7 protein-coding genes and 5 pseudogenes are annotated in these 10533 nt (G+C 46.9%); 11 read left to right on the top strand and 1 reads right to left on the bottom strand.

All coding sequences use genetic code 11. The features are described 5' to 3' along the window. From ABVT36_RS15880 to ABVT36_RS15860, 5 genes and pseudogenes are all read left to right on the top strand, one after another. Positions 1 to 508 (top strand): hypothetical protein (locus tag ABVT36_RS15880; protein WP_368457412.1); only part of this gene is annotated, 508 nt, incomplete at its 5' end. Between the two features lie 3 nt (positions 509 to 511). Then, positions 512 to 841: a hypothetical protein gene (locus ABVT36_RS15875; protein WP_368457411.1), complete on the top strand. Its 330-nt coding sequence runs from the start codon at positions 512 to 514 to the stop codon at positions 839 to 841. 369 nt (positions 842 to 1210) lie between these two features. Further along, positions 1211 to 1969 (top strand): annotated as a pseudogene (locus ABVT36_RS15870) (IS5 family transposase); the annotation flags it as partial. After that, positions 1950 to 2621, top strand: a pseudogene (locus ABVT36_RS15865) (IS5 family transposase); the annotation flags it as partial. The pseudogenes ABVT36_RS15870 and ABVT36_RS15865, both read left to right, overlap by 20 nt. A 2-nt stretch (positions 2622 to 2623) precedes the next feature. Continuing rightward, positions 2624 to 3070: pseudogene (locus ABVT36_RS15860) on the top strand (transposase); the annotation flags it as partial. Here the strand turns inward: ABVT36_RS15860 and ABVT36_RS15855 are convergent. Next, positions 3070 to 3345: pseudogene (locus tag ABVT36_RS15855) on the bottom strand (transposase); the annotation flags it as partial. The pseudogenes ABVT36_RS15860 and ABVT36_RS15855 sit on opposite strands and share 1 nt — an antisense overlap. Positions 3346 to 3362: 17 nt before the next feature. Between ABVT36_RS15855 and ABVT36_RS15850 the strand changes: the two are divergent. The 6 genes and pseudogenes from ABVT36_RS15850 to wecB form a co-directional block, all read left to right on the top strand. After that, positions 3363 to 3638: pseudogene (locus tag ABVT36_RS15850) on the top strand (transposase); the annotation flags it as partial. Between the two features lie 206 nt (positions 3639 to 3844). Then, positions 3845 to 4951 carry a glycosyltransferase family 2 protein gene (locus tag ABVT36_RS15845; RefSeq protein ID WP_368457410.1) on the top strand — a complete coding sequence of 369 codons (1107 nt, stop codon included), beginning with the start codon at positions 3845 to 3847 and terminating at the stop codon, positions 4949 to 4951. A gap of 40 nt (positions 4952 to 4991) precedes the next feature. Then, positions 4992 to 6104 carry a Coenzyme F420 hydrogenase/dehydrogenase, beta subunit C-terminal domain gene (locus tag ABVT36_RS15840; RefSeq protein ID WP_368457409.1) on the top strand — a complete coding sequence of 371 codons (1113 nt, stop codon included), beginning with the start codon at positions 4992 to 4994 and terminating at the stop codon, positions 6102 to 6104. After that, complete coding sequence (locus ABVT36_RS15835) at positions 6104 to 7372, top strand: polysaccharide pyruvyl transferase family protein (RefSeq protein ID WP_368457408.1); 1269 nt, start codon at positions 6104 to 6106, stop codon at positions 7370 to 7372. The genes ABVT36_RS15840 and ABVT36_RS15835 overlap by 1 nt, the downstream gene beginning before the upstream one ends. Then, entirely contained in the window at positions 7369 to 8283 is a 915-nt protein-coding gene (locus ABVT36_RS15830; protein ID WP_368457407.1) for a hypothetical protein, read from the top strand. Before ABVT36_RS15835 ends, ABVT36_RS15830 begins: the two co-directional genes overlap by 4 nt. A 1083-nt stretch (positions 8284 to 9366) precedes the next feature. Then, entirely contained in the window at positions 9367 to 10524 is a 1158-nt protein-coding gene (gene wecB, locus ABVT36_RS15825) for a non-hydrolyzing UDP-N-acetylglucosamine 2-epimerase (protein WP_368457406.1), read from the top strand. Positions 10525 to 10533: the final 9 nt, after the last annotated feature.

The raw sequence follows: 10533 nt of genomic DNA, 5'->3' as shown, positions 1-10533 counted from the left end.
TGGTGGTACAACCTCGGAGTTAAGTGGCGGAAAGTTTGCCAATGGTGCCATTACGGCTGCAATGCAGTATGTGATGAATTGGCAGGGAGGGGGTGAAAGTGCACAAAAGGGGGTCACTAGAGAGTGGGCGGAAAAAGAGCTGGCCTTAATGGATGCATGGTTGAAAGAGAATTATGAGGGTTTTCCTGATACTAATAATTTCCTTATAAGAATTAATTCTCCGGTTGATATGGCGTTGCCACCAAATATCAATATTCTTGAGATGAATGTAAACGAAAGGATATTTCAGGATCAAGCTTTTCATGAAAAGCTTCATGTTTATATTTTTAATGAAATAGGGTCGGGGACGTATTTCTTTTCATCTAATATAGGCCAAATCCATGCTTGGATAAACGATACCGCACCGGACCTAGGAAGGTTCTATCGTGGAGTAACTGTTAGGGGAGAAGTGATGCCGGATTTAAAATCTTACCCAAGGCCTCAATTTAACTATTTTCCCGAGGATTAGTTAGTGCAGATCAGTATAAAGAAAATTTCCATATACATACTCTTGATGTTGGTTTTTCTATATCTTCTATTCTTTTATTTTTCTGATTCAATCAATGAAATAGCTAAAGCTGGAATAAAAAGTGATTTAAAGATTATTAAAAAAGCTACGCTTCAATTCAAAAAAGATAGAGGGTTTTTTCCTAAAAATCTAGCACAATTAAAACCGTATTTTACTGCCATGCCCAGTGATCCATGGGGGGATGCTTATATATATACAGTGGGTGATGGCTGGGTTGAATTAAAATGTTGTAAAAGCAAGAAAATACAAGTAGATAGATTTGGGTCAGAGTGAAATATTGACACGATATTCCGCTTTCCATTATCACTTGGCGCCATAAGTTCAAACCCCCGGCAGAGTCCTTTGCCGGGGGTTTGATATTCTGAGAAGAGGCTTGTCAAGAAGCCTGTTTCTGCTTGATCAGTGCCTCCAGTATCTCTGAAATAAACCTTTGTTTGCTTCGAGGCATCAAGCCAATCTGTTCAATCTGACGCTGTAGCGTGGAGGCTGGGCCGCGCTTCTTTTTAGCTGCCGATGCAGAACCTTCAATCAGTTCCTCGAAAGATACTCCTAGCAGGCTGTTGATTTTGTCGCCCGGGAACATTGAGTTAGATACAATACGGAAAACGATAACCCACAGAGGATTTTGGTTCAGTGCGCGGTATGGATGTTTTTCAGGAGTCTCTTTTCACAACAGTGCAGTTGGAATCGTTTGTTCCAGCAGATCACCCACTGAGGCCGATCAAAGCGCTCCTGGATGAGGCGATGAAGAACCTCAACTGGCTCTTCAGCAGCATCTATTGCGAAACCGGCAGGGAGTCCATTCCGCCAGAACGCCTTATCAGGGCGCAGTTGCTCCAGGTGCTTTACAGCATCCGCAGTGAACGGCAACTGGTTGAACAGATCAACTACAACCTCCTGTATCGGTGGTTTGTCGGCTTAACGATTGATGACAACGTCTGGAATCACTTCACATTCAGCATTAATCGGGATCGGCTGCTGGAAAACGATGTGATTACGGAGCTGTTCGAAGAGGTGGTTGAGCTGGCTCGTAAACGCAAGCTTCTTTCCGACGAGCACTTCAGCGTAGACGGCACCCTGATTCAAACCTGGGCTTCGCAAAAGAGCTATCGCCGTAAAGATGACAATAACGATCCTCCTGCGGGCGGTGGTCGCAACCGCGAAGCGAATTTCCACGGTGAAAAGCGCAGTAACATTACCTACGAGTCGAAGACGGACGGTGATGCGCGGATGGCCAGGAAAGGCCCTGGTAAAGAAGCCAAGCTGTCGTACATGGGTCATACCGTGATGGAAAACCGTAACGGTCTGATTGTTAAGGCTGCGGCCAGTCTCGCTACTGGCAAAGCTGAGCGGGAAGTAGCAGCGGGCTTGCTGGCGAANCTACAACCTCCTGTATCGGTGGTTTGTCGGCTTAACGATTGATGACAACGTCTGGAATCACTCCACATTCAGCATTAATCGGGATCGGCTGCTGGAAAACGATGTGATTACGGAGCTGTTCGAAGAGGTGGTTGAGCTGGCTCGTAAACGCAAGCTTCTTTCCGACGAGCACTTCAGCGTAGACGGTACCCTGATTCAAGCCTGGGCTTCACAAAAGAGCTATCGCCGTAAAGATGACAATAACGATCCTCCTGCGGGCGGTGGTCGCAACCGCGAAGCGAATTTCCACGGTGAAAAGCGCAGTAACGTTACCCACGAGTCGAAGACGGACGGTGATGCGCGGATGGCCAGGAAAGGCCCTGGTAAAGAAGCCAAGCTGTCGTACATGGGTCATACCGTGATGGAAAACTGTAACGGGCTGATTGTTAAGGCTGCGGCCAGTCTCGCTACTGGCAAAGCTGAGCGGGAAGTAGCAGCGGACTTGCTGGCGGAACTTCCCGGTATGAAGAAGCGCACGGTTGGTGCAGACAAGAACTATGACACCGCCGGGTTCGTGGAAGATTGCAGGGCCATGAATATGACGCCCCATGTTGCCCGGAATGACAATCGTATTGGAGGCTCTGCCATTGATGGTCGCACCAGCCGGCACGCTGGCTACCAGATCAGCCATCGGNGGGCGGTGGTCGCAACCGCGAAGCGAATTTCCACGGTGAAAAGCGCAGTAACATTACCCACGAGTCGAAGACGGACGGTGATGCGCGGATGGCCAGGAAAGGCCCTGGTAAAGAAGCCAAGCTGTCGTACATGGGTCATACCGTGATGGAAAACCGTAACGGTCTGATTGTTAAGGCTGCGGCCAGTCTCGCTACTGGCAAAGCTGAGCGGGAAGTAGCAGCGGACTTACTGGCGGAACTTCCCGGTATGAAGAAGCGCACGGTTGGTGCAGACAAGAACTATGACACCGCCGGGTTCGTGGAAGATTGCAGGGCCATGAATATGACGCCCCATGTTGCCCGGAATGACAATCGCATTGGAGGCCCTGCCATTGATGGTCGCACCAGCCGGCACGCTGGCTACCAGATCAGCCATCGGAGCAGAAAGCGGGTAGAAGAACCATTTGGCTAGGGCCTGTTAACACTAATTAGCCGGTCAGCGATCAGTGAAAAGTTGATGAAGAACTTAAAAACGACATCCAACTTGTCAAATCGACTAAATATTCTTCGGAAACCTTTCAAGCGGCGAAACAGACGCTCTACTTCATTTCGCTTTTTATACATCTCTTTGTCGTACTCCCAAGGTGTCAGTCGATTGACCTTCGGAGGTACGACAGGCGTCATACCTAAATCCAAAACGAGTTGTCGAGTGTCATTGCCTTCGTAGGCCTTATCCATGATGACGCTGGCACCTTCNCGGGTTCGTGGAAGATTGCAGGGCCATGAATATGACGCCCCATGTTGCCCGGAATGACAATCGTATTGGAGGCTCTGCCATTGATGGTCGCACCAGCCGGCACGCTGGCTACCAGATCAGCCATCGGAGCAGAAAGCGGGTAGAAGAACCATTTGGCTGGGGTAAGTCAATTGGTCTCATCAGGCAGATGAAAGTACGGGGTTTATCGAAAGTGAACAGTGTCTTTATGCTGACGATGATTGGCTGGAACCTGACTCGAATGAGGGCGTTACAGGGATAGTCCGTCTTGAAGGCGGGGAAAGCCCGCCGCCAAGGCCCGTAAGGGTGAAAAATGGCCTTAAATAGTCTATTTGGGCTGAGAATTCCAGATTCAAACGATCAACGTGTTCGAATCTGGGTGAAAATCAACAGCCTGCCAGTTCTATCTATTTGCAAAGACGAAGCTGGGCATAAAAAATAATAGGTTACATCACAGGAATTCCCATATTGAAACTAATAATCCAGATACCCTGTTATAACGAAGCCGATACATTGGCAATTGCTTTAAAAGCTCTTCCGAAGGCAGTGGCGGGATTTGATATAGTCGAATCAATCATAATTGATGATGGGAGTCAAGATGATACTATTAAAGTTGCTCGAGAGTGCGGTATTGATCATGTTGTTCGGCATACTCACAATCAGGGATTGGCGCGTGGTTTTATGACTGGCTTGGATGCTTGTTTGCGACTAGGTGCGGACGTTATTGTTAATACTGATGCGGACAACCAGTACAATGCAGATGATATCCCTGCTCTTACGAAGCCGATTTTGGCGTATGAAGCAGATATTGTAATAGGGGCTAGACCTATAGCGACAATTGATCATTTCTCTCCAGTTAAAAAGGTATTACAAAAGCTGGGGAGTTGGGTTGTGCGCGCAGCGAGTGGAACAGATGTGCCTGACGCGCCAAGTGGTTTCCGTGCCATGAGTCGGGCTGCTGCGCATCGTCTAATGGTATTTAGCGACTACACTTATACACTTGAGACAATTATTCAGGCAGGTCAAAAGAACATGGCAATCACCTCTGTGCCTGTCCGTGTGAATGGTGACTTGCGCCCATCGCGGCTCGTAAAGAGTATTCCCTCTTATATCAAGCGCTCTATTTTCACGATAATAAGAATCTTTGTAATCTACCGTCCCTTTCGCTTTTTTGGTGGGCTCGGCTCGCTAATATTTGGTGTGGGCGTTCTAATTGGTTTGCGCTTCTTGTTGCAATACCTGCAGGGCAATGGTGATGGGCATGTTCAGTCATTAATTTTAGCGGCCGCTCTTCTAATTATGGGTGCTCAGACTTTTCTCGTAGCGTTTTTGGCCGATTTATTATCTGCCAACCGAAAATTGATCGAAGACGTGAGAAGTAGCTTGAGGGCAGAGGTAGACACTGATGGCGTTTTAGAGACAGTAATCGACAGAGATCGAATTTATTCCACTCGGGTAGAAGCTGATGAGTTTTTGGAATCAGTAATTCGAAATTCTAACGATTTGTCCGGTGCAGCTTCGAGCCGGAAAACTCCCATGAGCAGTAATCCCCTAGCAAAAAAATCTGGTAGGTGAATGAGAAATTAACAATTAGCTCAAGTTGAGGGTAAAGAAGTTGGCAGCGGTTGGAAAATTAATTGATCGATTCCTAAAAAAGACGTGGTCCGAAAACGACATTAAAGCTTATGTTGGTGAGTACAAAAATGCATATTTGACTCATGCGACTGATCAAAGTATTCGGTCACGTGCCGCATCTGGCGGCACGACTAGTGCAATGCTGATTCATGGCTTAGAGGTTGGCGAGTATGAAGGAGTGGTCGTTTGCAATACTGTCCTCGAAGATGGCAAGGTGCGCGCGAGGTTTTCAATCGCAACTGATCGTGAGCAGGTTCTGAAAGCTCGAGGAAGTAAATATGTCGAATCTGACTTCCTTCGGGAAGTTTTGCCGTTGATACGCGCTTTCGACGGTCGCGTAGCTGTTGTAGGGTTGCCCTGTGATCTCAGTGGCCTCCAACGCCGTTGTGCAAAAGAACCAGAATTGGCAGCCAAGGTCATGCTGACTTTCGGCTTGGTGTGTGGCCATAATTCACGTAGAGAATTAATTGACGGAATTACGGAGCGACTTGAGCGTGAGGCTGGAAAGAAGCTTGTCGATTACCGTTTCCGGGTCGGCCATTGGCGTGGCCAGTTGGAGGCTGAGTTTGAAGATGGAGAAGTACTTGAAAAACCAACAAAGTATTTCAATGACTACCAAAATTTATTTTTTTTTAGTGAACGAAAATGTATGGCGTGCACTGATCATTATGGTTATAACGCAGATATTAGTATCGGAGATGTATGGCTCTTTCGCCTGAAGAAGGATCCTATTAAGCATTCAGGAATAATTGCTCGCAGTGATCGTGGGCAAGATGCATGCAATGGTGTTTTTGAATCGGGTAAGGTTCTTGCAAAAGAGCTGGATGTGAGAGACATTATGGATGGTCAGTCGCGGATCGGACCCTCACATTATAACGTCTCCGCTCGCCATAAAGCAGGTAAGCTGCTTGGCTTCAAGCTTAAGGACAGCGTTCGACGGCCAGTTTCTTGGCATTCCTATCTAAATGCACTGATCACACTTTGCAATATGCGACTCAGCGAGAGCAGCTGGGGGAAGAAGTTGATTTTTGCAACTCCCCGACAGATATTGAAATTCTATTTGTATTTAAAAAAAGCGTTGGAATCACTTTGATGAAGGAAGTTTCGATCGTTGCGGCAACATTTTATGGCAATCGAGGGGCTGAAGGCATGCTAAGCACCACGATTGGAAAATTAAGAGATGGATATCCGGGCGATCTTAGATTTAATGTATTTAGCTATTATCCACAGCGTGATCTGGAGTTGGTTAACGATGAACGGATATCGATATATTCATCAACCCCCGCGTACTTGGTTTTAGTACTGTTCCCGTGTTCTGTGTTGTTTCGGATTTTGGGTTTTTTTCGTTTTTATACTTTACAAAAAAGCTTGCCGAACTCAGTCCAAGCGTTGGCTCGTTCTGAGATGCTGGTTTGTCTGGCGGGAGTTTCTTTTGTCGAGGGGCGTGCGAAATTTCTTCCATTCAATATCGCCACAATTGTTCCAGCTATTTTATTAAACATTCCAGTTGTGAAGTTTGCACAGGCAATGGGACCATTCAGGTCACTGGTTAATCGCTTAGCTGCAAAGCTTATTTTGGGACGTTGTCGTCAAGTCTTTACCCGTGGCGAGGAGACTCATGGCTACTTGCATAGTCTTTTTCGCGATCGGCCGTTGTATCAACGAGCGGATGACGTGGCTTTTTTGTTCGCCAAGGAATACTGCATTAGCAGTCCGGCTCCTGGGCTGGATCAGCGTTTGGATCGGTTGCAGGTTTTGAGGGCCGCTGGACATAAAGTTGTAGGGGTATGTCCTAGTGTGGTTATTGCGAAGCGAGCTGAGGCCGCCGGCTGGGATTATCGACTACGTATGCTGGAATTAATCAATGGATTGACTCAACGTGGATACGTTGTGGTTCTTTACCCTAATGCCACTCGAGGCGAGGATATGGATAAAACACATAACAACGATTTGCCGTTGTTGGCCGCCATTGCTTCGGGACTTACTCAAGAGGTTAAAGAGAAGGTTGTTTATTTCATTGACTCATTAAACATAGGCCAAATTCATCGAATAATTAGTGCCTGTGATGTACAAGCAGTTTCTCGCTTTCATGCAATGGTTGCATCGCTCGCTTCTGGGGTTCCAGTCATGGTGATTGGTTGGAGCCACAAATATCTCGAAGTCATGGAGCGATTTCGGCAAGGAGATATGGTTCTTGATTACACGGCTGGTAGTGTAGAGCCTGCCCTGAATTGTATTGAAAAACTGTTGTTCGAGTGTCGTACTCGAATAGACCAGATTACTGCTGCTCTCCCCGAAGTCCAGCAGATGTCAAATATGCAGTTACAATATCTCCTAGAACTATTAAAGAGTAAAGAATGAGTCTTGCGCGGCTAAAAAATATTTGCAAATTCATATGGATTCTAGCGGTGTTCGTATTTGCGACGCTATACATTATCGATAAGAAAGCAGAGATCGCTCAGATGTTGGCTGCTCTGCCATTGAAAACCTTGTTCATCGCAGGTGTGCTAGTGATTGTCGGTAAATTATGCCTAGTCACTAATATGCAACAGGCGGCAGGAAGATTTTCAATTAGTTTAGGGTGGGGTGACTGCTACCGGATCTACAATTTGACTCAACTCGCTAAATACATACCGGGGTCAATATGGCAATTTGTTGGGCGTATCTCAATTCTTCGGGACCGTGGAGTTCATTCTAGCTCTATTCGTGATTCCTTGCTGGCTGAACATCTCTGGGTGATTGGTTCAGCCGGATTGTTGGCAATTGCCTTATTTTTTTTTAACCTCCCTGTCTTTTTGGCAATATCGCATGTTAATACTGGGGTAGTATCAAGTTCGACTGCTTCTATGATTGTAGTCACATTGATCGCACTCTTCTTGACTTTTCTATTGTCGAGTAAGCGGTTTCGGTGCTGTTTGCGTCGCTTCTCCCCCCCACACGAATTAGTCCCGATACTGCTGTTGACATGGCTATTTTTGGGGGCTTCGTTCTGGGTGACTCTGGGACCCTATACAGATTCTCATCCCTCGCTGCTATATGTTGTCGGGGTTTACTCCATGGCTTTCATCACGGGCTTCCTGGTCCCGTTCGCACCAGCGGGGCTAGGAGTTAGAGAGGGGGTACTTATTTTGGGGGTCATTTCTTTTGTAGGTGAGGATATCGCTTTGATGTTAGCTGCGATGAATCGAGTAATCTATTTCTTCGTCGAGATTGGGCTTGCCTCTCTTTGTGTTCGTTGGCGCATAGCAATACCAAATGTGATCAAAAAATAATCAATTTTCAGCTCAAGAAGTGGTTTTAGCCTCGTCTGTCATTCGACTCATAATTCTTCGTCAGGCATAATTCCTCGCTAGTAAACTAGGCAAGTTTTGTGCGTTGTTCACAAAGTAAATCTTGCGCAAGGTGAAACGCTCAAGAATATGGGCCCAAGTTTGGGTACCATGGGGGAACGGTGTCGGAGTTTCAGAATATAGGCCTGATAGGCAGCACCGAAAATGATAGTGGTGTAATTTTACTCAAACGCCTTATAGCGTTTTTGGAGGAGGAGAATCTCGCCGTTTTACTAAAAGAAACTGCTGGTGCTGTTAGTAATCATCATTCACGGATGGCGTCAAAAGACAAGCTCGGCGCACCCTGTGATGTCGTAATCGTGGTGGCGACGATAGGTCCTCGTGGCCGACCGGGCTCTGGATAAATTCAGTACTCCCCTCATCTGTATCAATTGCGGCAGCTGGGGGTTCCTTACTGATATCACGTCGAATAAAATCGAGCAAGAAGCAGTCGAAATTTTGACCAGTAAGTCATTGGTAGAGAGCCGCTACCTGTTGGGTATGTTTGTGACCCATACCGGCCAGCCGGTCGGAAGAGGCTCTGTACTGAATGATGTGGCTATTCCTCCGGGTGAATTCATTCGGAAGGTTGAATTTGACCTTTTCACTGGCGGTGAATGTTTACATACCCAGTGCTGTGATGGATTGATCACCCCAACTCCGGTTGGTTCAGTAGCTTACTCTCTCCAGAGTGGGATCGATCATGCACTCTAAACTTGATGTTAATGTGTTTGTCCCGCTAAATCCGCACATCTGCAATCGCCTACCAGTTGTGCTGGAATGGAGCAGTGGCAGCCAAGAGCCTTGAGTTCAAGACCGTTGGGAAGCCTAAGGTTGCTAGATTACACGTGACTTGTGATGGCGATGACCAAGTGAATACGGAGCTGGGAAATATCGTGTTCCTACAAAAAGGCCCAGAGGCTGATGTTGGTCCATCCGATTGATCGCAATTTTTACGAGACTTGCCGTTCAAAGCTGAATTGCCAGGTAGGCTGATTAAAGGGTTTGAAGATTTAAGGAAGCATTATGAAAAAAGTCCTTATCGTGTTCGGCACACGGCCAGAGGCGATAAAGATGGCACCGTTGGTGAAGGCATTTGCCAAAAATCAGAGTGCAGATTGCAAGGTGTGCGTGACCGCTCAGCATCGTTCGATGCTAGACCAGGTGCTGACACTTTTCGACGTAACTCCCGACTGGGACCTTGATATTATGGAAGCAAGACAGGACCTGACTGACGTAACGAGCAGGATCCTATTGGGTCTCAGGCCAATCCTTAAGAATTGGTGCCCGGATATAGTTCTTGTTCACGGAGACACGATAACAACTATGGCAGCATCGCTGGCCAGCTATTATGAGAAAATCCCCGTGGGTCATGTTGAAGCTGGATTGCGCACTGGTAATATCTACTCACCCTGGCCTGAAGAAATGAACCGAAAAATTAGTGGCGCTATTGCGACATATCATTTCGCGCCCACTATTAAAGCAAAAGAAAATCTTTTGCGTGAGGGCGTTCACAATTCCGCTACCCTGGTGACCGGCAATACTGTCATTGATGCTCTGTTTGGTGTTCTATCAATTATCAAGAGCGATGTGATTCTTGAGCAGAAACTGTTGGGTGAAATGCCTTTTCTCAAAGAAAATAGGCGCATTGTCTTGGTGACGGGTCATCGTCGGGAGAACTTTGGTAATGGTTTCGAAAATATTTGTACGGCCATTCGCAAGATTGCCTTGTCGAATCCAGATGTACTCGTCGTATATCCTGTGCACCTTAACCCCAATGTCCGGGAGCCTGTGAACCGCATTCTAACTGATGTTGAAAACGTCTTATTAGTTGAACCCCTAGAGTACCTTCCGTTCATTTACTTGATGAGCCGCTCGTACCTGATCTTGACCGATTCAGGCGGTATTCAGGAGGAGGCACCATCTTTAGGAAAGCCTGTACTGGTGATGCGTGATACAACTGAGCGCCCAGAAGCTGTAGAGGCCGGAACCGTGAAGCTGGTGGGGACGGATTGTGGTGTGATTGTTAATGAAGTTGCGAAGCTGTTGACCGATACAAACCAATACAGCGCGATGTCCGAAGCTCACAACCCTTATGGTGATGGGGCGGCATGTGATCGAATTGTGAGTTATACCGTAGCTCTGGAAATGACCAAGGCCACTGAAGAGTTGCATAATAGTTAATTGGAATTT

Origin of the sequence: Microbulbifer sp. TYP-18 (genome assembly GCF_040932045.1) — a bacterium.
In the GTDB taxonomy this organism is placed as follows: Bacteria; Pseudomonadota; Gammaproteobacteria; order Pseudomonadales; family Cellvibrionaceae; genus Microbulbifer.
Note: the sequence above shows the minus strand (reverse complement) of the source record. Positions and strands in the feature narration are given on the sequence as shown.

Excerpts from the sequence above, each read along its gene's own strand:
- ABVT36_RS15835 (WP_368457408.1), top strand. The coding sequence starts at position 6,104 with ATGAAGGAAGTTTCGATCGTTGCGGCAACATTTTATGGCAATCGAGGG.
- ABVT36_RS15830 (WP_368457407.1), top strand. The coding sequence starts at position 7,369 with ATGAGTCTTGCGCGGCTAAAAAATATTTGCAAATTCATATGGATTCTA.
- wecB (WP_368457406.1), top strand. The coding sequence starts at position 9,367 with ATGAAAAAAGTCCTTATCGTGTTCGGCACACGGCCAGAGGCGATAAAG.